This is a genomic window from Acetobacter sp. DsW_063 (assembly GCF_002153745.1).
Taxonomy (GTDB): Bacteria; Pseudomonadota; Alphaproteobacteria; order Acetobacterales; family Acetobacteraceae; genus Acetobacter.
Map to the genome: position 1 here is coordinate 103,087 of NZ_JOPL01000025.1, position 25,513 is coordinate 128,599.

The 25,513-nt window shown below is 59.8% G+C and carries 20 protein-coding genes and 1 tRNA gene; 9 read left to right on the forward strand and 12 right to left on the reverse strand.

The window, feature by feature from the left end; genetic code table 11:
- Positions 1-229 precede the first annotated feature (229 nt).
- Complete coding sequence (locus tag HK28_RS05630) at positions 230-802, reverse strand: TetR/AcrR family transcriptional regulator (protein ID WP_086643624.1); 573 nt, start codon at positions 800-802, stop codon at positions 230-232.
- A gap of 343 nt (positions 803-1,145) precedes the next feature.
- On the opposite strand from HK28_RS05630, the gene HK28_RS05635 reads away from it, so the two are divergent.
- Positions 1,146-1,784: a glutathione S-transferase gene (locus HK28_RS05635; RefSeq protein WP_086643625.1), complete on the forward strand. Its 639-nt coding sequence runs from the start codon at positions 1,146-1,148 to the stop codon at positions 1,782-1,784.
- 366 nt (positions 1,785-2,150) lie between these two features.
- Here HK28_RS05635 and HK28_RS05640 read toward each other — a convergent pair whose 3' ends face one another.
- The 9 genes from HK28_RS05640 to HK28_RS05680 all read right to left on the reverse strand — a co-directional run bounded on the left by HK28_RS05640 (position 2,151) and on the right by HK28_RS05680 (position 12,701).
- Entirely contained in the window at positions 2,151-2,708 is a 558-nt protein-coding gene (locus HK28_RS05640) for a YceI family protein (RefSeq protein WP_086643626.1), read from the reverse strand.
- A 253-nt stretch (positions 2,709-2,961) separates the two neighbouring features.
- Positions 2,962-4,596 carry a TolC family protein gene (locus HK28_RS05645; protein ID WP_086643627.1) on the reverse strand — a complete coding sequence of 545 codons (1,635 nt, stop codon included), beginning with the start codon at positions 4,594-4,596 and terminating at the stop codon, positions 2,962-2,964.
- On the reverse strand, positions 4,593-6,434 hold the full coding sequence (locus tag HK28_RS05650) for an FUSC family protein (RefSeq protein ID WP_369823605.1): 1,842 nt from the start codon (positions 6,432-6,434) through the stop codon (positions 4,593-4,595). Before HK28_RS05650 ends, HK28_RS05645 begins: the two co-directional genes overlap by 4 nt.
- The gene (gene mdtN / locus HK28_RS05655; protein WP_086643628.1) at positions 6,415-7,464 is read right to left on the reverse strand and encodes a multidrug transporter subunit MdtN; all 1,050 of its coding nucleotides are present in this window, start codon (positions 7,462-7,464) and stop codon (positions 6,415-6,417) included. Before mdtN ends, HK28_RS05650 begins: the two co-directional genes overlap by 20 nt.
- Positions 7,465-7,466: 2 nt before the next feature.
- A complete protein-coding gene (locus HK28_RS05660) occupies positions 7,467-7,733 on the reverse strand; it encodes a YtcA family lipoprotein (RefSeq protein ID WP_086643666.1) in 267 nt (88 codons plus the stop codon).
- Positions 7,734-8,004: 271 nt separating this feature from the next.
- Complete coding sequence (locus tag HK28_RS05665) at positions 8,005-8,961, reverse strand: biotin/lipoyl-binding protein (RefSeq protein WP_086643629.1); 957 nt, start codon at positions 8,959-8,961, stop codon at positions 8,005-8,007.
- Between the two features lie 128 nt (positions 8,962-9,089).
- On the reverse strand, positions 9,090-9,290 hold the full coding sequence (locus HK28_RS05670) for a DUF1656 domain-containing protein (RefSeq protein ID WP_086643630.1): 201 nt from the start codon (positions 9,288-9,290) through the stop codon (positions 9,090-9,092).
- Positions 9,290-11,380 carry an FUSC family protein gene (locus HK28_RS05675; RefSeq protein ID WP_086643631.1) on the reverse strand — a complete coding sequence of 697 codons (2,091 nt, stop codon included), beginning with the start codon at positions 11,378-11,380 and terminating at the stop codon, positions 9,290-9,292. The genes HK28_RS05670 and HK28_RS05675 overlap by 1 nt, the downstream gene beginning before the upstream one ends.
- 148 nt (positions 11,381-11,528) lie before the next feature.
- Complete coding sequence (locus tag HK28_RS05680; RefSeq protein ID WP_086643632.1) at positions 11,529-12,701, reverse strand: hypothetical protein; 1,173 nt, start codon at positions 12,699-12,701, stop codon at positions 11,529-11,531.
- Between the two features lie 135 nt (positions 12,702-12,836).
- Here HK28_RS05680 and HK28_RS05685 point away from each other — a divergent pair, with 135 nt between their 5' ends.
- Positions 12,837-13,658, forward strand: a complete 822-nt coding sequence (locus HK28_RS05685) for an SDR family oxidoreductase (protein ID WP_086643633.1) — start codon at positions 12,837-12,839, stop codon at positions 13,656-13,658.
- A gap of 159 nt (positions 13,659-13,817) precedes the next feature.
- Complete coding sequence (locus HK28_RS05690) at positions 13,818-14,804, forward strand: glucokinase (RefSeq protein WP_086643667.1); 987 nt, start codon at positions 13,818-13,820, stop codon at positions 14,802-14,804.
- 295 nt (positions 14,805-15,099) lie between these two features.
- Here HK28_RS05690 and HK28_RS05695 read toward each other — a convergent pair.
- A tRNA-Cys gene (locus HK28_RS05695) sits at positions 15,100-15,173 on the reverse strand.
- 164 nt (positions 15,174-15,337) lie between these two features.
- Here HK28_RS05695 and HK28_RS05700 point away from each other — a divergent pair.
- The 6 genes from HK28_RS05700 to msrA all read left to right on the forward strand — a co-directional run bounded on the left by HK28_RS05700 (position 15,338) and on the right by msrA (position 24,479).
- Positions 15,338-16,081: a protein-L-isoaspartate O-methyltransferase gene (locus HK28_RS05700; RefSeq protein ID WP_233140376.1), complete on the forward strand. Its 744-nt coding sequence runs from the start codon at positions 15,338-15,340 to the stop codon at positions 16,079-16,081.
- Positions 16,082-16,257: 176 nt separating this feature from the next.
- On the forward strand, positions 16,258-17,697 hold the full coding sequence (locus tag HK28_RS05705) for a TolC family outer membrane protein (RefSeq protein ID WP_086643634.1): 1,440 nt from the start codon (positions 16,258-16,260) through the stop codon (positions 17,695-17,697).
- A 37-nt stretch (positions 17,698-17,734) separates the two neighbouring features.
- A complete protein-coding gene (locus tag HK28_RS14235; RefSeq protein ID WP_233140377.1) occupies positions 17,735-18,706 on the forward strand; it encodes a DUF2497 domain-containing protein in 972 nt (323 codons plus the stop codon).
- Between the two features lie 149 nt (positions 18,707-18,855).
- Entirely contained in the window at positions 18,856-21,549 is a 2,694-nt protein-coding gene (locus HK28_RS05715; protein WP_086643635.1) for a valine--tRNA ligase, read from the forward strand.
- 331 nt (positions 21,550-21,880) lie between these two features.
- Positions 21,881-23,842, forward strand: coding sequence for a CocE/NonD family hydrolase (locus HK28_RS05720; RefSeq protein ID WP_086643636.1), 1,962 nt, complete (start codon positions 21,881-21,883; stop codon positions 23,840-23,842).
- 79 nt (positions 23,843-23,921) lie between these two features.
- Positions 23,922-24,479 (forward strand): peptide-methionine (S)-S-oxide reductase MsrA, encoded by a 558-nt coding sequence (gene msrA / locus HK28_RS05725; RefSeq protein WP_086643637.1) that lies wholly within the window; start codon positions 23,922-23,924, stop codon positions 24,477-24,479.
- Between the two features lie 32 nt (positions 24,480-24,511).
- On the opposite strand, the gene HK28_RS05730 is transcribed toward msrA, so the two are convergent.
- Entirely contained in the window at positions 24,512-25,456 is a 945-nt protein-coding gene (locus HK28_RS05730; protein WP_086643638.1) for a LysR family transcriptional regulator, read from the reverse strand.
- Positions 25,457-25,513: the final 57 nt, after the last annotated feature.

Here is a 25,513-nt window from a genome sequence, read left to right on the forward strand (position 1 = left end):
GTGCCGCGCAAACGCCACGCGAGCCATGCGGTCACTTCACGATCAAGGACCGGGATCGACAGCGTGCAGCATCGCTAATTTTCTTTTCCAGCCGATATCGCGTAATGGCGGCAGACTCGATCGTAGCGCAAGGCGGCTATGGTCGTCGGCGGAAAAGGGCGGCGAGAAGGTCTCTTACGACTGTTTTTAAGAGGCGACGTTTAGCGCGATCTAAGGTTGTGCAAGGGGGTTAGGAAAGTAACCCTAATTTGTGATAATTTTCTATGATTTCATCAAAGACAGAGATTTCAGATCGACTCTTTGCAAGAAGCTGCGCGCCGGACACAGCGGAAAAAACCGCCTGCGCCCGCAGAGTGCGGTCTTCCGGGGAGAGGTTCGCTGAGGTCTGCACCACCGCGCTGAGCCACGTGATATTGACGTCGACGAACGTCTGAACCTCTTGCTTCACCACGTCGGGCAGATCGTCGTACTCCGCGCTCATAAAGCTGCACAGACAGAGTCTGTTTCCATTTTGAAGTGAACGCCTGAATATCTCGGGGTAGCGAAGCAGGCATTGTTGGGGCGAAGGATTGGCTTCTTGCAGTTTTTTTAAATCTGCAAGCGTATCCTCCCAGTAACGTCGCGCCACGGCCGCGCCCAGGTCGGCCTTGCTGGGAAAATGATAGTATATACTGGCGGCTTTTATGCCGACCTCGTTCGCTATATCGCGAAAATTTAGCCCGCCATATCCGTGGGTCTGAGCTGTTCGCTTTGCGACGGCGAGAATGGCTTCTCGAGCATTGGGATGGGCCTTGAGGTTCACCGGGTTGCCGCCTTTCGCCTACCATCTGGCAGATAAGGCTTGACGATGCAATTGCAAAGCGTCACGGTTGCCTACCATCTGGAAGGTAGATAACTTTGACGCTGGACGCGCGTGCCTCAGTTCGTGTCGGCGGGGGGCACCAGAACGGCCCGGGAAGCTGCCTCAACAGCCTTGTCATGGAGAAAATCGCTTTTGAGTCAGGAGCGTTAACAAAAATTTTTCTAATCACGCGCGAGTCCCGGGACGCAATTTCGTCCGGGTCATCGGCGTGAATTCACTGGCGGTTGCGCTCGCCCGGGCTCTCACGTTGCGTGTCCCGGCGGGTCTGCAAGGGAAGATAGAGATGAAGATTTATGACTGGCCCACAGGGCCTTATCCTGCTCGTGTGCGGATCGCCCTGAGTGAGAAGGGCATGGAGTCCGAAGTCGCGTTCGAAACGGTTGATCTTTGGAAGGGAGAGCACAAGATGGCGGGCTTCCTGAAGAAGAACTACTCCGGCACCTTACCGGTGCTGGAACTCGACGACGGCGCGTTTATCGCCGAATGTACGGCCATCACAGAATATCTTGATAATCTAGATGGCAATCCGATTTTGACCGGGAATACTTCCCGCGAGAAGGGAGACATCCACATGATGAGCAAGCGCGCCGAACTGGAGGTGATGGATGCGGTCAGCGTCTATTTCCACCATGCGACGCCGGGCCTTGGGCCGGATGTAGAACTCTACCAGAATAACGAATGGGGTTTGAGGCAACGGGACAAAGCTCTGAGGGGTATGCGTTATTTTGATTCCGTCTTGCGAGAGCGCCCGTTTGTCGCTGGCGACAAATTCTCGATGGCCGATATCACCCTTGTCGGCGGCCTGATCTTTGCGTCGATTGTCGACCTGCCAGTTCCTGGAGAATGCACCGCTTTACTGGAATGGTACGAGAGAATGAAAGAACGCCCTAGCGTATCCAAGCAGCTTGCACTTAAAGCATAGAATAAAAAACGATTACTTAACATAAAGCCGATTTCGCCTTCATGGCGTCGGTAGGGACTCGCGGCGCTGAGATTGAGTTTATAAATTAGAAAAGTCGTCGCGTGGCACTGTTGCGTCGCTAAACCAAAATTTTTACGGTGGCAGTGCTCTCGACTCACATCAAAATTCTGGTGGCCGAAGCTTCTGCGTGTCTAAATAGAAGCGAAATCTTACGCGCGTCCGATATTTTTCACGGATTGTGTGGTGATAGAAGGCTGAGTGGACGAAACTAACTGCGTGGGCGAATGACCGCATCCGCCAGATTTTTTTACGTCCGATCGCTTTCAGTAAATCAACCGCCAGCGGGGCGCCGTGTGCGGCAGGACGTCAATTCAGCGTGATGACTGTTTCGGTGCGAACATGGGGGTCGACCGTATTCAGCATTGTGCTCAAACCCCATTGGCGCTGATCGAAAGTTGTGGCGCTCGAGATCTTCGTCAACGTGTTTTTCTGGAAAACCATGTTGACATCGAAGGTCAATGGGTGGGTTTGCCCTCTCATGGTAAGCGAGCCGACCAGTTGCGTGCGCACTTTGCCATTGTGGATTTTTGGGTGACAGTCGCCAACATAATGCATGGCGGGATGATCGTCGCCGTCAAGCATTAGCCCTGACAGCATCACGGTGCGCAGAACGGCGCTGCCGACTTTGATGGAGTTGACGTCCATCGTAAGATCAACGTGGCAGGTCTGGTCAGTCAGGTCGTAAGTCACGCTCCCGTTAAGTTTCTCGAATGATCCATCGATATCGGTGACAGCGCTTTTCGCGTGCAGCGTCGCCTGTGTGTTCGAACGCGTCAGCGTAACGTGCTGGGTGGCTGCGTGGGCGATCGGAACGAGGATCGGGCTGGCGCACAGGAGAAAGAGTGTGGGCAGAGCGTGTTTCATGCGGCGTCAACGCGCATGTAGTCTGAAAGATGCCGCGGATTCAGTAAGGAAGAAGGAATTTCTTAGAATTGACCGCTTTCTTTCCAGGGACCGTTCATGGAATAACGGCTAAGGCGCGTGCGGTGAGGTGGAGCCAGTCTGGAAGCGTTCTCAGCTTATAAGCAGCTTGGTTCGAATGCGCACCATATGGCTCGCTGGCTCGGTTCACGTGTCGTCGCCGACGTCGGTAGCCGACACGGCCGTCTCCGCATCACTACGGCGCTCCCATGGACGACGCCATGGGGACATCCTCCGCGGTTCCGAGTGCGCCTGCTGAAAACGCGAGACTGGCAGCGGAGATCAGCGCCGCGTAATAGGCGTCCGATCGTGTCAGACGGGCGTCGAACAGGCCATTCTGAGCCAGAGACGCCTGAGTGACGGAGCCGACGCCGCTGCGATATGCGGTGAAGGCGGCGTCGAATGTCGTGCGCGCGGCGGTTTGCAGCCGGTCCGAAGCGGCATAGGCGCTGAGGCTGGTCCGCAGGCTGTTCTGTGCGGCCACGATTTGTCGAACGGAGTCGTCGATGGTCTGGCGCAGGGTGACGCTGGCGGTGTCTGATTGGTTCTGCGCTTGTCGGACGAGCGCGGCGCGTGTGCCGCCATCGAAAATCGGCACGGTAATGCCGCCGAGGATCAGGCTGCTGAAATTATTGGTGGACAGGTTGAGCGTCGGGGAGGAGTCGGATCCAACGCCCGGAACCGAGGATAACGAAAGGCCGCCCGTACTGTAAGCGACGTTTCCGGTAAGGAAAATTTTTGGCAGAAACTCTGCTTTCGCGGCGATGACGCGACTTTGCGCCGATCGGGCGGTCGCGTAGGCGGCCAGAACGTCTGGTCGGCGGGACACGGCCTGTCGCACCATGGCGTCGGTCATACGCATGTCGGAAAGGGCCAGAGGGCGGTTGGAAATATCCTGTGCCTGCAGGCGGGTTTCGGGCGACACGCCCATGGCGGTCATGAGGTCGAGATAACGATTCTCCGCTTCGCCTTCGGCTTGTACAAGGCGAAGTTCCGCCTGCGCGGTCGCCTGCTGCGTTTGGGTGACGTCGACGATCGTGCCCTGGCCCTGTTTCAGCCGGGCTTCGGCCGCCTTCTGGACCTGCCGCGCATTGTCCAGCGCTTCGCGGATCAAGGTGACGCGGGCCGCGGCCGCCGCATGTGTGTAGAAGGCCAAGGAGACGCTGTAGATAACCTTCTGGTGGGCCGCGGTGAACAGTATGTTGCTGGCGACCTGTGCCTGCTGCGCCGCGTCGATGGTCGCCTCGCGCTTGCCGAAATCGAACAGCAGCCACTCAATGCTCAGTGTCTGGACTTCGCCGCTGCCGGAGGTGTTGTTGCGTACGCCATTGGTCAGGTTACGCAGGTCGCTCGCACCAGTGTTAAATGCGTCGCCGATAACGCCGCCATTGCTGATGGAGGGGTTGGCCCCATTGTTGCGCGTGTGGTTGTAGCCCCCCACCACCGTGGCGCTGAGGCGAGGCAGATAGCTGCTGCGCGCAATTCCGACTGCCAGAGCACTGTCACGCGCGGTGTTCCATGCCCGGCGGGTGAATGGATTGGCCGATTGCGCGATATCAATGAGATCGACCAAGGAGTAGGCGCGACTTGCGGTGATGTCCGGAGAGGCGTCCCGCGTATGAATGGCCGTGTTGGCGGGAAGCGCGAAGCCGGGCGGCAGAGTCAGGCCCTGTGCGTGTTCTCGTCCCGGCAGGATTTCTCCACTTTGGGAGACGTTGGGCTTCCACGGGGCGTCGGGATGCGCCGGGGCAGTCTGGAGAGCGTCCGTGGCGCATGCGCCAAGGCAGCAGAGCGTGACGCTGGCTATGGACCGAAGATACAGGGCGTTCATGGAGTGCGAGCTTCCAGCGCAGCGAGGCGCGTGGCGAGGGCGGGCGACGCGGGGGACAGCAGCGTGTCCGCCGTCAGTTCGGCGGCCTTGCTCATGATGTCATGATATTGCGCAAGCCTGTCCATCTGGGCGCGCATATGCGCGGGCTCGACGGTAGCGTTCTCAAATACGCGTTCGGCGGCGGACAGGGCCGTCTGTGCGTCTGCCGCGCAGAGCATCCGGTCCGGTTCCGTTCGCGCTGAAATCTGGCGCCGCAACGCTGCGAACATGGCGTCCAGACGTTTCGGGATTTTCTGATAGGCGCTGCTGGGCCAGAAACTTGTGAACATTGCGTAGGTGATCAGATTGCCAAGCATGATGCCGACGATACGATCGCGTGCGGTGGTCATGTCGGTTGTTGGGCCATAGTCTTTGAGGTCAGACAGGAAGAATGCAAGGCCGATCTGAAAACCGGCGTACGCAATGCGCTCGTCTCCTGTTTTTACCCATGCGCCGATCAGCGACCCGATGAAGATGAGGAGTAGAAAAGCGGCGACGTTGTGAAGATGGGGCATGACGAACACGATAGACAGAATGCCCAGTGTGGCTCCGACAAGCGCGCCTGAAATGCGTAACGAGAGCTTTGAAATCATTTCGCCCATTGTCGGTTGGGCGACGATGAAGCAGGTGATGATGCTGGTATGAATGCCCTGCCAGTTTAAAATCTTGAACACGAAATAACTAAACATGACGGCGGCCGTTCCTTTGACGGCGAAGCGCACATGCTCGGGGTTGGTGAATGCGTCCGCAAAGAAGAAGCCGCTCCCTTCGGGTTGGGGAGCCGGAGAGTGAGACTGAGCGGGATTTGTGAAAGAGGAAAGAATGTCGACCATGGCGTCATGGCTCGTCTGGCCGATCCGTGTTGGAGAAAGAATGTCGGTAGGATAATCGCCTTCCTCAAAAATGATCGCCATTTCCTGCATGAATGGCGTCAGATCCTCCAGAGAAACAACGTCGTCGCTACGGCTTGCGTGGGCGCGGGCGAGAATCAGCAGAGCGACGCTGCTGCGCGCGGCCTGCTCCAGCGCCGCCAGATCGTTTGCGCGCCAGATTTTCTCGAGCCGCGCCATTTTCAGATTCTTCGCCATGCCAGACATGCCTTCGCGCATCATGTCGTCGGCGCGTTCCAGCAGCAGGGGATCAGGGGCTGCAAGCAGCGCAGCGCTCATGCGCAGGCGCGCAGCGATACGTCGGGTCAGGAGCGCTTTTGGAGACGGACAGATCAGCAGTCCAAGCACGACCATTACAACACCGGGTGCGAGCGTGAACAGGTCGGCGTAAAGCAGGGCGCGTGTCGCCAGCTCGCCGACAGGAACCTGATCGACTGCGATCATCGCATAGACGACGATCAGGCCAAGCATGTATGCGACCGGTTTGAGTTTGCTTGCCGAGCCCAGAAAGAAAAATCCACACGAAAGCAGTGCGACGGCAATGACGATGCCCAGCGGATGATCCAGCGTAACGCGGATAATTCCGTAAACCAGAGCCAAAAGTATCAGAATCAACAGATTGACGCCGGCCCCGGCGATGGCGTTGGTCGTGCGGTCCTCCTGCCAGAGAGCCATGGTGACGAGGGCCGGGACAGCGAGTTCCGGGATTTGCCAGATTTCACCGATCAGAACGGTCGTCGTGCAGCCGGCCGCCATGCGCAGGGCATAGCCCATGCGACCCGGCGCAGGATTGCATATAAGGCGCCACAGACGTCGCGTGGACGGTCCTGTCGGCAGGACGAACTGACCGCGCGGTGTGACGTCGGCATAGGGCCCCATGTCGGGCGCCCTATCGACAGGCGGCGCCATGTCGAATCTCGACGGTTGCGGTCGCCCCCAGACGCAGAAGGGCCGGGTCTGCGTGATCGAGTTTCACTCTGACTGGAAAACGTTGTGCGACATGCACCCAGTCCATTTCCCGGGGAACGATCGGAAGCGCGCGCGCGATGCCCGCGGTGTCGGCCGATAGAACGCCCCAGCCGATGCTTTCGACGTGACCACGGATCGACGCGTTTCGGTCGATCATTGAATAAACCGTCGCGCAGTCGCCGGGACGTATGACGCTCAGATTGACTTCGCGGATATTCGCGATCGCAAACCACGCGTCGTCTGCGATCAGGGTAAAAAGAACCTGCGATGGGGCAAGAATCTCTCCGGGCAGAACGTGCAGGCTCGTGACGTAGCCATCCGCGGGCGCGACGACGACAGTTTGTCGCAGCTCATAGCGCGCGTGATCAAGGGCGGCCTGACTGGCAGCCTCTGCGGCGAGGGAGCTCTTCAGGTCTCCGATGGCGATTTGTGCGGCTGACGACTGCTGATGCGCCTGCTCCAGCGACACTTCTGCATCATGCAACGCCACGCGAGCCTGATCGTATTGCTGCCAGGGGATGTAGGCATGGTTCGCCAGTGGGGAAAGACGCTCCACCGTACGCGCGGCGAGGTCACGATTGGTTTGCGCGCGCAGGGTCTGATCCTGGGCTACGGCCGAGTTGGCTGTTTTTACAGCCACCAGACGTTTTTGGTTCTCTACTTCAGCTTGAGCCAACGCCAGGTTGGCTTCCGCCTGTCGAACCGTCAGTTCGTAGGGTTCAGGGTCGAGGCGGTACAGCAGATCGCCCTTATGAACGTGTTGGTTTACATGCACCGGCAGCTCTATCAACCGGCCTCCAACCGTAGTGGCGATGTGAACGAGTTCAGCGTCAATCACGCCGCTGTCGGAGGAGGGATGCATGCGATCCTCGTGCGCAACATGCATGCCGAGGAAAGTAGCGATTGCGATGCTGAGCACGGCGACGCCAATGCCGATCGGTTTGCCGCTGGAGAGGTGTACGCGTTTCATAATCAGGGACCGAACCAGATCAGCCAGATGGACAAGGCGACGATGACCCCGAGCGCGCTATAGGTAAACAGCCGGAATCTCAGAAATGCGTCGATCGTCGTAAACACGAAGATAACCCGCAGACCCACGGCTGCGAGGACACCGCAAATGGCGCAAAGCATCCAGTCCGGGAAATAGGCGCCGACCAACGAAAAGGAGGGGGCGGCGTCAGTCGAGCATCCGGCAAGGAGCAGGCACGACGCCATCGAGAGAGAGCGTGGTCGAGGCATGGCGATAACGATCTGACCGTCTCCGCTCTGAAGGCAACGAAGATAACGACGGTAACGATACAAGGTTCTGTTGGCAAAATTTCTTTTCAAATTGGCGAATGCGCGGGTTCTGCGTTACCCATCACGGGGCCTTTTTGTGCGCGTAACACGTTGATTGGGAGTGTTATGTGGTGAGCGTCTGGGTCAGACCTTATTTGTGTCGCGTTCAGGTCGTGATTCCAATTGTCCATCAAGAGTAGCAACGAGCTCTGATTGCCTGTCCTTCCCGGCATCAACGCCGGGAGCCGGAGCCAATACCGAATACATCGTCGTGGAGGCGATCAAATACGTCCTGAATTGTGTCGTGGGCTCGCCGTCCCTTGCTATCGACGATTGTTACGGTGGCAGTCATCCCGGCGGCAAGTGTGACGTTGGCAGGTATGCTGTCTATCCGAATTCGCACAGGGATGCGTTGGGCCAGACGGACCCAGGTGTAAACCGGGTCGACGCTCGGCAGCCCCTGTGCGCCTGCTCCAGCGTTCGAGGTCGCGATACCACGGGTGATGCTCACGACATGTCCCCGGAGAGGCGAACGGTATCCCATGAGATCAATGCGCACTTTATCGTTGATGTTGACCGAACTGATCTTGGTTTCCTCGAAGTAGCCATCAACCCAGTAAGACGATGAATCAACGACAGTGACATTGGGGACGCCGGCTGTTGCGAAATCACCGACACGCATGATCAGGTTATTCACGGTGCCGGTGACGGTGCTGCGGACATGCGTGCGGTCGAGATTGATCTTCGCTTGAGACAGACTTGCCAGGGCTTCGGCGTATTGAGCTCTGGCCACTTGTGCGGTCGCTTCGTACACCTGCTTTTCTTCGCGGGATGCGGCGGCCTCCGTAAGGTGCGTGCGGCGTTCATGTTGGGCGGTTTTCAGAACCATGTCGGCTTGCCGCTGTTCCGACACCGCAGTAGCGGTGGCGACCGCTACCTGGAAGTCGAATGGGTCAATGTCGTAGAGTACGTCTCCGGCATGAACGACCTGATTGTCTTTGACATACACAGCAACGATCTGTCCGGAGACGCGGGGGGCGATATTGGCGACCTGCGCGCGCACCTGACCATTCCGTGTCCATGGCGCTGCAGTGTAATAGTCCCAGAGAACGAACGCCGTTACCATCGCAATGCCCAGAATTATCATTGTGGTGGTAACTTTGATCGCAAGCCGCGCCCTGTCAAACATGTCAGTAAATTCCTTATGATATACAAAAAATACTGACGATGGGTCTGTATGAAGATTGACGGGTCATAGGCATTGTATTTTTCACCGTGACAGTTGCTCTGGATCGGCGCGCTATTGTAGCCAAGGGGTCACAGGGCAAGGGAATAAACCCCGGTCAGAATGATCAACAGACCGAACTCCGCCAGAGGGATATTCCATACGAATCGCTCCAGTCGAGTTTTCGCGATCAGTGGGCGAAGGGCGAGCATCGTCATCACGGCGAGTCCGACGTGAAGGAGAAATGACGATACAAGGAGACCGTCCACATCCAGAACCGATGGAATTTCCATCACGCGGCGTTCCGGGGTTTCGGCAGTATTTTATAAAGATTTATGGCGGATCGATTTCGTTGCAAAAGCATGATCGATCCCGTCATGCCGGACACCGCCCCGACGACTGTGATCATTTTTCCAGCGGATAGTTCTCTCGATCGAGCGAGAAGCTGTTCAGCGGATGCCCGCATGAAAGAAATTCCTTCGTCACAGTCGCGTATTTCAGTGGCACGCATCGCTGCGTCGCATTCGACGCGTATTGTGGCGATCGTCGCGGCCCGCCCAAGATGGCGTCGTGCGCGCGCCAGAGCTGCGGCAAGATCCTCGAGTTCCGCCATTCTGGAAAGAACGCGCACCTGCGAAAGGGATTTCGGGAGATAGCCGTTCCAGAGCAGGATACGCGCCAACCGATCGTAATTCCGGCTGATCAGCACGGAGCCCGCCTGCCTGTCATTTCCGAGGCATTGCGAACGCAGCGTGAAGCCGATGGCCATCGCAACGCGAAACCTCCGTGAGCGCGCAGACGGAGGCAGCAGAAGCGTCAAGGCGACGAAAATCAGTAACGCAGCAAGGATATAAAACACGTTCCTGTTTATGAAATTTTCTGGATTGAATTCCTGCCTGTTGCTTACGCCAAGCATGACGAAGAAGAAAACGCCGGCGTTCAGGCCGATCGCCGATGTCTTCGGCCGAAGCAGCAACAGGCAGCCGCCAAAGACGGCGGGCACCGCCGCGAGTGCAAGAAACGTCATTTCAGACCCGCGCGTGAGCACGAAGAAATTCAGAAACGCCGCGACTGCGACAGCCATGGGCGTGCCGATCAGCGCTCCCATTCCGAAGGCGCGGACGTTGTAAGTGGTGGCTGCGAGCATAATGATGATCGACGCCTGGGACAGAACTGCGACGCTGCCTGGTATGCCGGAGAGAATGCACAACCAGGCGGAAAGACTGAAGCCGATGAGCAGACGCAGGCCGTTTAGCAGGGCCATGATGACGTCATGATGTCCGGCGATCGGAAAGTCAGGGGCTGGATTCTGCGTCGCAGAGCCGTCGCGGACCGTGCAGAGTCCGTCTTCGGCCCATCGCCAGAAGGACAGAAGCGCCATGGAGCATTCCGCAAACCATGCGTCTTCTATTGTCAGTTCCTCCGCTACTCCCTCCGACGATCTTCGCGGACGCTCCAGTAACCCTTCCAGCGCTTTCATCGCAGCAGGCGGGGAGTCCGGGCAGGATGCGCTTTCGAATACAGCCCGAACATCCTTGATCATTGATGGGGAAACGCGCCCCTCTTCAAGAGCGTAGCCAATGGCGCGGCTGCGGCTCAGCATTTCCATCAACGACACCATGGCCGACCGGGCGCCTGCCAGCCGTGTGCGGCCGTCTCCGATCTCCGTGCGGGCGTAGGAAACCTGTGTGGTAAGCGCCATGATGCGGCCTGCCAACTCGGCGCACGTGACGGCGTCGGGTATGGAGCGTCCGAGGACCGCATTCCGTGCGATCATCTGCGCTTCACGCGCTGTAGCCTCCAACCCCGACACCAGATTGTTCCATGCAGTAGGCGCACCGATCACGTCATTGACGGCTGCGGTCGCCGCGATGCCGATCAGGATCGCGGATACGCGGTTGACCGTCACTGCGAATGCGTCTTGCGGTGAATCTATGCAGCCGATGGCGATCAGGGCGACAGTATATCCCGCCAGCATCGCGGCGTAGGCCCGGAAATCTCGCTCCAGAGTTCCGACGATGCAACACAGGCCCAGCCAAAGTCCTGTGCAGCCCAGTAACACGGCGCGATCCTGACTGAAGCACGCGGTCAGGAACAGGGCGACAAAGGCTCCGATCAACGTGCCGAGCAGTCGGTAAAGCGCTTTGGAGAGGGTCTGCCCTCGTAACGGTTGGGCGAGAATCATCACCGTGACCGCCGCCGTGGCTGGTGAAGATATCTGGAACCAGAGCGCCGCGGCGAGCGCGAGTGATACGGAGAGCCATGTACGCAGGCAGAACGCGAATGCGCCCGGTGGAAACAGCCCATGCAAAAAGTCCGGGATCCAGAAAAAATCTTTCAGGGCGCGAATGCGCCTGCCCGTTGTTTCGTCAACAGCGCTCACTGCATGCCTGCCTTCAGCCCGTAGCGCGGATGATCATCCGCAGCCCTTTTTGTATCGGGCCCTTCGGGCGTCAGGCCAAATGACAAAACAAGGCTTGGCCTGCGTCGGGCTGGATCAAGCTATTCGCCCGACGCAGCGCGAATAGAAATCAGGCGGTAAGGTCTCGCGTGTAGACGCGGTGACGCTTGGAAGGCTCGGGGGCGATGCGCTCTATCAGGCGGCGCATAGGCTGGTTCGTCTCCAGAACCCAGCCCAACTCGATCCGGCGATATGGAAGAGTTCGGCCCCGTTTCATCAACTCGGCAATTACGAGGCCGGGCAGTAAAGAACCTAGGGCCGTGCCGACTACGGCGCGATTGACGCCAAGGAGGATGACGCGCGCAGAGTGGAATTCGTGACGCAGCAGGCGTTTACCCAGACGCGCCCAGCCGAAAGGCGACGGCGCGCCGCCGAGATCCCCTGCGATGTCGAAGACATTGGGGATCACCAGAGCAACCGCCATTGGTTCTCCTGCGCGCTCGACCAGCACGAACAACTCGTCGCGAAGAATCGGCTTGATCTGGTGGATCATGGTTTTCATTTCCGTATCTGCATACGGAATGAAGCCCCACGTATCGCGCCATGTGTCGTTGTACAGTTGGAGCAGGATATCGCCGTCACGGGAAATTTCGCGGCGGTTGAGCTGGCGTACCGAAAGGTCGCCCAGCCGCCCTTCGCCCACACGAAGCCCGCGCGGCACGATATGCGCCTCTTCGGCTTCGGGGCCGACCTGCATGTCATAAGACAGAACGTCCATCGCCTTGGTCATGCCAGAGGCTTCGACTGCCGCGCCCAGCTCTTTCGGATGCCAGGGCATCATGATCATCGGGGGCGCCGTCTGCCCTTCGATCATAAGGCCGTATTCTCCGTTACTGTTCAGAGTCCAGGGGCCAAGCATCCGTGTTCGGCCCTGTGCGCGCAGCCAGTCCGCCGCCGCGTCGAGCAAGGGTGGGACGATCTCAGGACTCGCCGCATCCAGCGCGCCGAAAAAACCTGTGTCTGTCGACAGGCCTGTCGCCGTCGATGTCTGGCCGATCAGGTCGTCGATCTGCGCGGAAATGCGACCGACGGGTTTCCCGTCGCGTAGCGCCAGAAAATACTGGGCTTTGCCATGCGAGAAAAAAGCCGACCGTTTCGGGTCGAGCAGATCGCGCTGTTCCATGTCCAGTGGCGACGTGTATCCCGACATGCCTGCATAGATTTGGCGTGGCAGTCGCACGAACGCGGACAACGCGCGAAATCCGGAAACTGGACTAATGACAAGGCGCGCCGGCTGGGTCATGACATCTCCCTCTAAGCGCGTAGCGCCCCTTACGCGAAAGGCCCCTCTGGGGGGCGGGACGCTGATCGCATGGAAACGCCTGCAAACGAAATAAGCCGAGACGTAACCTTGTGTAACAAAATCTTGCCGAGGGTCATGCGCCGTATCGTCCGTACGCTCGCCAGAGCGGGATTATACACGCATCGACCTTCTTTCCGGGCGATCCTTATCACCGGCGCTTCAAGTGGCATAGGCGCAGCATTGGCTCGTTTTTACGCTGCGCCCCATCGCACCCTTATGCTTTGGGGGCGCGACGAAGCGCGACTTGGCGAAGTTGCTGCGGCATGTCGGGCGGGCGGCGCGACGGTTCTGACGCGGTCCGTGGACCTGGCGGACGGCGTGGCGGCGTTGGAAGCATTTCGTGAAGACGACGCGGCCACGCCGTTCGATCTGGTGGCGCTCTCGGCCGGGTTGGGGGACATGAAAAGAGCCTCTGATCAGGTCGAGCGCGCCGAATCCGTGTTCAAGCTGGGTGTGGTGAACTATGCGACGCCTGCCGCCCTTACCATGGCGGCGGCCGAGCGTATGAAGGAGCGTGGCGGCGGATCAATCGGTCTGATCGGTTCGGCCGGCGCGTTTCACGATGTGCCCTTTGCCGCCGGATATGGCGGATCGAAGGCCGGGTTGGCGCGATTCGCCAGTTCGGCCCGGATTGCTCTCGCGCCGTTTGGTGTCCGGATCACGTTGATTGCGCCGGGATTCGTCGACACGGCCATGAGTCGCAAACTCGTGGGGCCGCGTCCTTTTTTGGTGTCGGCGGACGATGCCGCGCGACGTATTGCGAAAGCGCTGGCCGTTGGCCGAGCGGAACTCGTCTTCCCGTGGCCGTTCCGTCTGTTGCGTCGCATTGATCAACTTACGCCGCGCCCCCTCGGGGACGCGCTCATGCGGCGTCTGAAAGCGGATCAAAAGGCGTAGGCGGCTTTGCCGCCACATCCCGCCAACCGTGTAGAAAACTGCGCGTTAGAACTCCAAAACCTGAGGAGAACCCCGGGGGCGCCTGAGTAGCGCAGGTAAGGCGCGCAGGTCGTGTCATTCGGATGGCAGCCGAAAAATCTGGAAGTTAGGGGACTGGACGTGAGCGAAATTGTAACCGCAGACATTGGCGGAACCAACGCCCGCTTCGCCGTGGCCACGATTGCGGACGGCGCCGTGCTGGAACTCTCGGAGCCCGTGACGCTTCCCGTGCGTGACCACGACAGTCTCGGCTCGGCTTGGCGCGCCTTCCAAGAGCGTCATGGGCGCCCATTGCCCAAACAGGCGGCGTTGGCTCTCGCCTGTCCGGTGCAGGGCGAAGTCCTGACAATGGCGAACAGCCCCTGGGTCATCACTCGCGCGACATTGCCTGACGAATTGGGCGTCGAAGAGCCATTGCTGGTGAATGACTTTGAGGCAGTGGCCCATGCGGTCGCCAGTCTCGACGCTTCATGCCTTCCTCATCTGAGCGGACCGGATCGACCGCTGCCAAGTGAGGGCACGGTCGTAGCGATCGGACCTGGCACCGGGCTTGGAACCGCGTCGATCATCCGCCGGGACGGGCGCGTCCTCGTGTGCGGCGCGGAGGGCGGGCATATCGGTTTCGCGCCCTTCGACGCGTTCGAGGACAGGCTTCTCGACAAGCTCAGGGCCGTTCATGGGCGAGTTTCCGCCGAGCGAGTCATCTCCGGGCCAGGTATCATCCCGATCTGCGCCAGTCTGGCGGAAGAGCGGGGGGATTCGTTGCATGGGCTCGACGATCGACAGATCTGGACGCTCGCTCTCGAAGGTCACGACCGACTCGCGGTCGAGGGCATGACCCGATTTTGCCGCGCGTTGGGCGCCTTTGCTGGCGACATGGCCCTGGCGCATTGCGCGAGCGGCGTGGTCATCGCGGGTGGGTTGGGCAAACGCCTTATGAATGTCTTGCCATCGTCCGACTTCGCCGAGCGATTCGTGGCGAAGGGACGATTCGAAACGATGTTGCGGCGTATCCCGGTTCGCATGATTCGTTACCCGGAACCGGGGCTGTTCGGCGCAGCCTCCGCACTGGCCCGTCGTTTGGACGAGGCGGCGCAGGCGACCTGAGGGCGTTCTGGTGGCACGACTACCGGCGCAGCCGTTTCTGGGCGGGTAGCTCGCGTCGATACGGAGGCCTCGTCGCCTTGTCCCATTAGCGGCGGTGGTTCGCGCTCTGCGGCGAGCCAGCCTTTCCGTAGAGTTTTCGAGCTTGAGTTGCAGCTAGGGCGCCAGCGTAAGAGGCCGGGGTTCGGGCGAGGGTACGATCACAGAGGCCGCGCCTCCGCCATGAAAATGACCGGAAAACTGCGTCTCACGGACGGGTAATCGCGCTTTCGTCCACAATTTCGGGAAACGCCCATTGTGGAGGTCCGGGCGGGAATCGAACCCACATTCGCGGATTTGCAGTCCGCTGCATCACCATTCTGCCACCGGACCCCGTATGGGGTTGCGCTATATCCACCAGCGAGGCATCGCTGGTCAAGCCGGTCTGTGAAGTCATCATGGTTCGCGGGGTCGTTGCGCCGTGCGGACGGTCGATCGGCAGTGCTGTTATTGAGGTTCTGGGGCGCAAAATGAGTGAGAGCGAAGGACAAACGATAGTGGCCGCGCGCAACGCCGGGACGAGCGCCCCGCACATCGATTTCGATGCGGCGCGCTCGCTGATGGTGGACGATCAGGTGCGGCCGATCGAGGTGGACGATCCGCGCATACTGTCGGCGATGCGCACTCTGCCACGCGAACGGTGCGCGCCGGACGCAGAGCGTCAGTTCGCCTACGCCGACCGTACGCTGCCCCTGACGGATGGACGTTATCTGCTTCAGCCCATGATCGCCGCGCGCCTGACGCAGGCGGCGGGAATTGTGAACGAAGAGCGTATTCTGGTCGTCGCCGCAGGGACGGGTTATTTGGCGGCGCTCGCATCGCATCTGGGCGGGCGTGTCATTGCCGTCGAATCCGATTCCGATTTGCGTGCGGTTGGCGAGGCGTTCACGGGCGATGTCGCGCCGGGTGTCGTGTGGCGGCATGGACCGCTCGAGTCCGGGGCGGCGGCAGATGCGCCGTTCGACCTCATCCTCATTGATGGCGGTGTTCAGGAAATTCCGGATTTCTGCGCGGCGCAACTGGCGCCCGGGGGGCGTGTGGTCGGGTTGCTGTCGCGCGACGGCGTCGCCTCGTCAGCGTTCGTCGCGGAGTTGGATCGCTCGACGGCCAAGGGGAACGCCGCGAAAGGCGGGCAGCCGATTGTTTCGCAAGGCGAAAGCGCATGGGCGATTCGCCTTCAGTTCGACGCTCCGGCGCCGCTCCTGCAGGAGTTGCTCCCGAAGCCGGTCTTCTCATTCTGAGACGGGCCGAAGCGTCCGGACTTCCGGCTTTTCGTGCGGATGCGTTTTTTCAGATTGCCGGGCGACGGCAAGACGCTGTTAAGTTCATGAGTGGAGTATCAAAATATAACGTGGCATAAGCGTCTTGGCTCGACGCCGCGTGCGGGACAGGGCGAGTGGCGGAGACGAGAACGGCGATGAAGCATTCCTGTGGCGTAGGGTTGGGATTGGCTGCACTCTTGTACAGCTCCACCGCTCTGGCCCAGAAATACGACGGCAGCGGGGCGCCAAGCTTTATTCCACACACCCTGCAAGAAGCGTTGTCGGCGGCGTATTTGACCAACCCGACGCTTCAGCAAGAACGCGCGACGTTGCGCGCAACCGACGAAACGGTGCCTACTGCGCTCGCTGGCTGGCGCCCGAAAATTCAGGGGACGTTCTCGCCAAGTTATTATCAGGGATATAATAACTACCGGGGAAATACGGACGTCCCTGGTTCAGGGTATTTCCGCAGCTACAGCACTGGGGGCTATCAGGCTCAGGTCTCGATTCAGCAACCTATATACAGCGGCGGCAAGACGACGGCGTCGACGCATGAGGCCGTCAATCAGGTGATGGCGGAGCGCGCCAAGCTTATTTCGGCCGAACAGCAGGTGTTTATGGACGTCGTCAACGCCTATGTCGGCGTCATTGAAGACGAGCAATTATTACAGCTGAATATCAACAACGAACGCGTTCTCGAGCAGCAGTTACGCGCGACCAACGAACGCTTCCACGTTGGCGAAATCACGCGCACCGATGTGGCTCAGGCAGAGGCTGCGTTCGCCAGTGCGAAGGCGACGCGCCAGCAGGCTGAAGGCACCCTGCAGACGGCTCAGGCGACCTATATGCAGATCGTCGGCATGGCTCCGCCGCCGAATCTTGAGCCTCCGCAGCCGCTGGTGCTGCCCGTCAAGTCGGAAGCTGAAGCCGTTGCGCTCGCGATCAAAAATAATCCGGACGTCGTGAACGCGTTATTTACCGAATCAGCGCAAAAAGATGCTGTCGGCGTCGCTATGGCGGCGATCATGCCCACCGTTTCTGTGGAGGGCGCGTATATGAAATCGAAGAATCAGGAGCTGAACAACCAGATCAACGAAAACAAATATGCGCTTCTGAACGTCAACGTGCCTATTTATCAGGGTGGTTCGGAGTACGCGGCGATCCGGCAGGCGCGCCAGCAGGCTTTGGCGGCAAGACGCGCAGTCGACGTGCAACGACGGACTGCGGCTCAGGCCGCTGCGTCAAACTGGCAGAAGCTGGCTTCTTATAAGGCGGCTATCGAAAGCAACCGTATGGCCATCAAGGCCGGTCTGGTTGCGCTGGACGGAGTGGAGCGCCAGGCGATTGTTGGAACCAGCACCACCCTTGAGGTGTTACAGCAGCAGGGGACCCTGCTGCAGGCTCAGGTGGCGCTGGTGCAGAGTCTCAGCAACATGGTGACAGCGTCTTACAATGTGGCTTCGTCGATCGGGCGTCTTACCGCGTCCGATCTGCATCTGAATGTCCCGTTGTATGATGAAAAAGCGTATTATAATGCGGTAAAAGATCGACTTTGGGGAATTAGTGACTACGCGGTTAACCAGCCGGGCCGTTAGTCTGGGTATTTCGAGCGGGCTGCCAGGGGACGTCTAGATGACAGATGAGCATGACAGCCACGCCGAGAGCGGTTCGATAGAGACTGTCCTGTCGTCTATCCGTCGTATTCTTCAGGATGGCCGGGATGACGCCGCTTCTCCCGAGGCGAATGTCGGCCATGCGGCGTATGATGACGACGAAGATGACGAAGACAGTGTTCTCGTCTTGGACTCTTCCATGATCGCGGAAGACGATGGCGACGAGCTCTCGGCTCATGATGCGCAGCAGGTTGCTGACTCTTCGGAGCGTGAGCATGGGCTTGGTGCGGAAAAATCCACGACGGATGTGACAAAGGCGAAGAGTGTCGACCCGGTTGAGGCAGACGAAGGGCATGTGACGTCGGACGTCGTGACTCCCCTTGCGGAGACGCCAGGGGACGAATTTGTCGAGTCGCCTACGGAACAACCAGTCGCGGCAACCCCTTCGGCCGCCAAGAGCGTTAGCACTGAATCTGACGCTTCTGCGTCGGAGGGTGAAGGTAAAATTTCGTCAAAAGACGAGACGGTAAGCGAAGTTGTCGCTGAAGACCTATCTTCGGCGGTCGTTTCGCCGCATGAAGAAAAGGCTGCGGCGACACAACCAGAGCGGCCGCAGGTAATCCAATCTGGGGGGATAATGAGCGAAGAGAAAAATACGTCGACCGACGGGCAGAGCTTCGCGCAGGGGTATGGAGCCGCTGGAGCCGCTCCCGAGAGCGATGCGCCTGCGCCTGTCTCCATCGCGCTGGACAAGCAGACAGTCGGCGCGACGGAACATTCATTCGGCGCGTTGCAGCAGATGCTGCGCCGTAAACAGTCCAACGAACACAGGGAGAGACGAGTGGCTATTACGCGTGGTGGAAACCTGACCATTGAAGACATCGTTCGCGACGAAGTCCGCGCCTTCCTCAAGGAGTGGCTCGACAATCACCTTTCCAGCATCGTGCAGCAGGCCGTGCAGAAAGAGATCGAACGCCTCAGCGACCGGTAAACAGTTTGGCTCTGGACTGAATAGGGAACAGGCAATCGGCGACGATTGCCTGTTTCTCATTTTGGGCTCCTGTGCCAGATAGGGCGATCATCCTGACGATTATGTGGCGGCCCCGCTGATCGTCGCGCGCTCTCTTCTGGTTATGGACGATGCTCGACAAGACGTTTCAGGCGACAGACACCGAAGCCCGTCTCTATGCGGCGTGGGAGAAGGACGGGGCGTTCGCGGCCGACCCGCAAAGCCCAGCCTCTCCTTTCACGGTTATGATCCCGCCGCCGAACGTCACCGGCGTACTGCATATGGGGCATGCCCTGACCATGACGGTTCAGGACATCCTGATCCGCTGGCGGCGTATGCAGGGGCGGGACGCGTTGTGGCAGCCGGGCACTGACCACGCGGGCATTGCGACCCAACTGGTGGTCGAACGGCAACTCTCCCTTGAGCAGCAGACGCGTCAGGCGCTGGGACGCGACGCGTTCATCGAGCGGGTCTGGAAGTGGAAAGCTGAGTCAGGCGACGGCATTACGAAGCAGTTGCGTCGCCTCGGCGCGTCGCTCGACTGGTCGCGCGAACGATTTACGATGGACGAAGGCCTTTCCCGCGCTGTGCGCGAGGTGTTCGTTACGCTCCATCGGCAAAAGCTGATCTATCGCGATCGCCGACTGGTCAACTGGGACCCGCATTTCCGTACCGCGATTTCCGATCTGGAAGTCGAAAGCAAGGAAGTGCGCGGCAACCTCTGGTACATCCGTTACCCGGTCGACGGCGCTCCCGACCTGTCGATAACCGTTGCGACCACGCGCCCGGAGACGATGCTGGGCGACGTGGCTGTCGCTGTCCATCCGGAAGATGAGCGTTATGCGGCCCTGATTGGGCGTTCGGTGATCCTGCCTCTGACAGGGCGACGTATCCCTGTCGTCGCTGATGAATATTCCAACCCGGAAAAAGGTACGGGCGCGGTCAAGATAACGCCAGCTCATGACTTCAACGATTTTGAGGTCGGCAAACGTCACGACCTGCCTCTGATCGTCGTTCTGGATGCCGGCGCGAATATTACGCTGGAGGACATCGAGTCCGACCTGCGGATTGAGCCCGGCCTTGCCGACCCCGAGTTTGTACGTGGCCTGCAGGGCCTGCAACGGGACGATGCGCGCCGCGTCATCGTGGAAGAGCTGGAGCGCCTGGGTCTTCTGGGGAAAATCGAACCGCATACGCATCAGGTTCCGCATGCGGAGCGCGGCGGCGCGGTGGTCGAGCCGCGCCTGACGACGCAGTGGTACTGCGATGCGGCGACGCTGGCCGGACCGGCGATCGAAGCGGTCGAGAGCGGACGCGTAACCTTCGTGCCGCGTCAGTGGGAGAACACGTTCTTTTCCTGGATGCGCAACATCCAGCCCTGGTGCATTTCCCGGCAGTTATGGTGGGGGCACCGGATTCCCGCGTGGTACGGTCCCGATGGCGAGGTCTTCGTCGCGCATGACGAAGCAGGCGCCGCCACGCTCGCCGCCGCGCATTATGGCGAGACAGTCGCGCTGACTCAGGACGAGGACGTTCTCGACACGTGGTTCTCGTCTGGCCTCTGGCCGTTCTCGACGCTCGGCTGGCCGGATAAGACGCCCGAACTGGCGCGTTACTATCCGACCGACGTGCTGGTTACAGGCTTCGACATCATCTTCTTCTGGGTCGCCCGGATGATGATGATGGGTCTGCACTTTATGGACGACGTGCCGTTCCACACTGTCTTCATCCACGGCCTCGTTCGCGACGAGCGTGGCCAGAAGATGTCGAAAAGCAAGGGCAACGGCATCGATCCACTGGAGCTGCTGGACACTTATGGCGCAGACGCAGTTCGTTTCACGATCTGCGCCCTCACCGGCGTCGGGCGGGATCTGAAATTCGGTCCGAAGCGGGTTGAGGATAACCGGGCTTTCATCACGAAGCTCTGGAACGCCGCGCGATTCTGCGAGATGAACGGCGTCAAGGCGGCTCCCGGCTTCGATCCGGCGAAGGTCGTCAGCCCGCTGGGTCGCTGGATTCTGCATGAAACGTCCAAAGCCGTGCAGGAAGCGACGGCGGCTCTGGAGGCGTATCGCTTCGACGACTACGCAGGCGCCTGCTACCGCTTTGTGTGGAACCGGTTCTGCGACTGGTATCTGGAGTTCACCAAGCCGGCCTTCACCGGGGAAGCAGGACCAGAAGCGGAAGAACTGCGCGCCGTCACCGCGCACGTGCTCGATGTGGTGTTGCGCCTGTTGCAGCCGGTCATGCCATTCGTGACCGACACGTTGTGGAGCGAATTCGGGTTCGGTTCTTCGGGTGGATTGATTGGCGCCGCGTGGCCGGAACAGATTCCGGTGACGGATGCTGCTGGGGCGGCGGCGGAACTTGACTGGGTGATCCGCTTCATTTCCGAAATTCGCACAGTGCGATCGGAGATGAACGTGCCGCCGTCGCGCCTGTCGCCGGTTCTGCTTCAGGGAGCCACGCAGGAAAACGTTGATTGCGCGACGCGCTGGCGTGAAGCGATCGGGCGTATGGCTCGTGTCTCTGAGATCGAGGCGCTGCAGGGCGAACCGCCGCGTGGGTCCGCCCAGACCGTGCTTGGGGATACGACGCTGGTCCTGCCGCTCGCCGATCTGATCGATCTGGACGTGGAGCGCGCGCGCCTGACGAAAGAGCTGGACAAGGCGCGCGGCGAAATCGAGAAAACCGAGCGCAAGCTGGGCAACGCCGATTTCATCGCCCGCGGCAAGCCGGAGGTCGTCGAGGAAACCCGGGAGCGTCTGGTGGCGCAGCAGGGCGAGCGGGATCGGTTGCAGGTCGCACTGGGGCGCCTCGCCTGAAGAACTCCGAGGCTGAAAGGCGTACTGTTTTTCCGGGGATATCGGCGGCATGGCAACGCGTGAGCATGGCTCCCGTCTTGCGTCGCTTCAGGTCTCCGGAAAACTGCCTTGGCGGGGCTGAAATCTTGGATGGTTCTTTCGAATGAAAGCGAGAATCGATCGGTCCTGCGTTCACCCTGACTACGCAGCGCGTCTTCTGCCGAAATACAGGGCTCATGGGCGCCAGTATTCTGGACCCGAATATCCTTCCCGCTAAAACACAAGATATTGGAGGTGCGTTCCTTGAGACCGGAATGTCGCTCCAAAAATCAAACACTCTGGAGAATTTCTTATGAACCGTGTGCGCGCAACCACCGTGACTTCCCGTCTGCGTCGTCGCGTCGGGATCGCGCTGGGCGTGTCGGCGTCGGCCCTGCTGTGCGCCGCAGCGCCTGTGGATTCCAACACGGTGGCGACCGGCAATGACATACCGGCCCATGTCACATTCCCGACGGCGCAACGCGATTACGTTAAACGCGAAGTCATGATCCCCATGCGGGACGGCGTGAAGCTTTATACTGTCATCGTCGTGCCGAAAGGCGCTCACGACGCGCCGATCCTGCTGACCCGTACGCCGTACAACGCCAAGATGCGCGCCAACCGCGTACCAGACGCTCCGACCATGCGCGCCCTTTTGCCGCAGGGCGACGACGTGTTCGTCGATGGCGGCTACATCCGCGTGTTTCAGGATATTCGCGGTAAATACGGTTCGGAAGGCGATTACGTCATGACGCGTCCGCCGCGTGGCGCGCTCAACCCGACCAACACGGATGAAACGACCGACGCGTGGGACACGATTGCCTGGCTGGTGAAAAATACGCCCGAGTCTAATGGGCGCGTCGGCATGACCGGGTCGTCCTACGAAGGCTTCACCGTCGTAATGGCTCTGCTCGACCCGCACCCGGCGCTTAAGGTTGCCGCTCCGGAAAGCCCGATGGTCGATGGATGGATGGGCGACGACTGGTTCCATTACGGCGCGTTCCGGCAGGGAAGTCTGGATTACTTCACTGAGCAGATGACGGTGCGCGGCGAGGCGAATACGATCCCGCGCGTGGGTCTGGACGATTATTCGAATTTTCTCGCGGCGGGTTCCGCCGGCGCGTTCGCGACCCAGGCCGGGCTGGATCAGTTTCCCTTCTGGCGTCGGATGAAGGCGCATCCCGCCTATGACGCATTCTGGCAAGGGCAGGCTCTGGACAAACTGATTGCGCAGCGCAAGCCCACCGTGCCCATGATCTGGGAGCAGGGCTTGTGGGATCAGGAGGACATGTGGGGCGCGATCCACAGTTGGCAGGCACTGCGCAACGCGGGCGTTTCGACGCCCAACGTGCTGGTCATGGGGCCGTGGCGGCACAGCGGCGTGAACTACAACGGCTCGTCGCTTGGGCCGTTGAATTTTGAAGGCGACACCGCCGAGCAGTATCGCCGCGACGTTTTCCGCCCCTTCTTCGACCAATACCTGAAGCCGGGCGCGCCCGCGGCTCTGCTGCCGCCTGCGATCATCTACAACACGGGGCTGCAGCGCTGGGATCGATACGAGAACTGGCCGCTGGCGTGCGAGAAAGGCTGCGCGTCCGGCATGAAGTCGCTCTACCTTACGTCGAACAACGGGCTGTCGTTCTCGCATCCGGAATCCGACGGGTCGGATTCCTACGTGTCTGACCCCGCTCACCCTGTGCCGTTCCTGTCCAGGCCGTTCAATTTCGGGCAGAGCGCCCGCTGGAAGCCGTGGCTCGTGCAGGACCAGCGCGAGGCTGAATCCCGTCCTGACGTACTGACCTACGAGACGGCGCCGCTCGACGAGCCGGTGGCCGTCAGCGGCGTTCCGGTGGCCGAACTCTACGCCGCGACGACGGGCACGGACGCGGACTGGGTGGTCAAGCTGATCGACGTCAATCCGCCGACCACGGCGGATCGGCCGGAGATGGGCGGATATGAGCTGCCTGTGTCCGAAGACATCTTCCGTGGCCGTTACCGCAAGAGCTTCTCGCAGCCTTCGCCGATCGAGGCCAACCGCGTCGAAAACTACCGCTTCACGTTGCCTCCCGTGAATCATGTCTTCGCAAAGGGACATCGAATCATGGTGCAGATCCAGTCGTCCTGGTTCCCGCTCTATGACCGCAATCCGCAACGATATGTCGCTAACATCTTCGACGCCACGCCTGCGGATTACGTGAAGGCGACGCAAAGCATACATCACGGCGGCGCGGCGGCGAGCGCCGTGATTCTCCCGGTTGCGCCTGTCGCGCAGTAAGGATCCCGCGCCGCCGTTGCCGCCGCCGTATCGGCCGCCCATATAGAGGCGGTCAAACGGACAGCACCTGGAGCGTACCATGAGCGATGCAGCAACGACGGCGAGCGAAACCGCGATTCTCGGCGGCGGGTGTTTCTGGTGTGTGGAGGCCGTGTATCTTACGCTGCGCGGCGTGAAGAGCGTGCGTTCAGGGTATGCGGGCGGGCATACCGAGCATCCGAGCTATGAGGAGGTTTGCACGGGCCGGACCGGCCATGCGGAGGTCGTGGAGGTCGTGTTCGACCCTCTCGAAATATCTTACGCCGACCTGCTGCGGATATTTTTTACGGCCCACAACCCCACGACACTGAACCGGCAGGGCAACGACATAGGCACCCAATATCGCTCCGTTATTTTCTGGACGACTGAAACCCAGAAAGAGACGGCTGAGGCTGTGCTGAAGGAAATCGAAACGGCGGACGCATGGGACGCTCCACTGGTGACTGCGATCGAGCCGCTGACACATTTCTGGCCAGCTGAGGCGAAGCACGAGGATTACCTCGCGCGTAATCCTGAAAACGCTTACTGTCAGGCTGTCGTCGCCCCGAAGGTCGCGAAAATGCGGAAATTGTTCGCACGGTATCAGAAGGACGACTGAAGAGCCGCTGATCCTGCAGCTATGGCGCGGGATCAGGAATAGCCCCGTGTGAGGGTAGGGCTCGCGTCGTCTGGACTCGATGTGAGCCCAATTTCCATTATCAGATCCCCCAGCCATTTTATGCCGGAGTCGCGGCTCGATTTTCTGGGAAGAAGCATTCTCACACCGGGCGTTCCAAAAATGTCGGGCAGGCGAGATGATGTCAGGCCTGCCGTCTTTCGAAAAAAATCGGCGATATAATCGGGAACAATAGCCACAGTCTCGGGTTGCCTGAGAAATGCGGGCAAATGCCCGAAGGATGGTACGACATTCCGTATGGTGCGGTTGACGCCCATGTCGCGCAGTCGATGGTCGAAGGTGCTGTGTCTTAACGCCGTCTCGATCAGAACATGCCGACATTTCTCTATCGTCGGCAGGTCCAGCAAGTCCGGGAGTGAACAGTAATCCGGGTTCCAGATGCAAGAAAAACGGAAAGACCCCAAAGAAGTCGAAAGATAATCGGGGCGAGTCACCCCGCCGACTGTGAGGGCCAGGTCGATCTCCCTTCGCTCCAGCGCTCCGTCGAGCGTAGCGGGCGAGAGGGCCCGGAACGTCACCGTCGTGTCCGGGGCGTCTTCGGTGAGGCGCGATGCAAGACGCGGCCCGACAGTGTAGTCGAGCCCCCCGTCAGTTCCGATTATAAAAGAGCGAGGCGAGGAGGCGGGGTTGAACGTGCCGCGCGCGCTGAGAGTCGATCGAAGGGTTTCGGCTGTCAGTTCAAGAGTTTCCGCGATTTCTATGGCGTGGACCGTAGGCTGCATGCCGTGTCGCGTACGAATGAACAATTCATCCCCGCAGGTCTGACGCAGACGTTTCAGGGCTGAACTGACCGCTGGCTGCGTCAGGGCCAGACGCATGGCGGCGCGACTGACGCTTCGTTCGTGCCAGAGAGCCAGAAACACATGGGTCAGGTTAAGGTCGATCCGGGACATATTCATTGTATTTATATTCAATCACAAAAAACAAAATTTGACGATAATGTTTTGTTTCAGCAA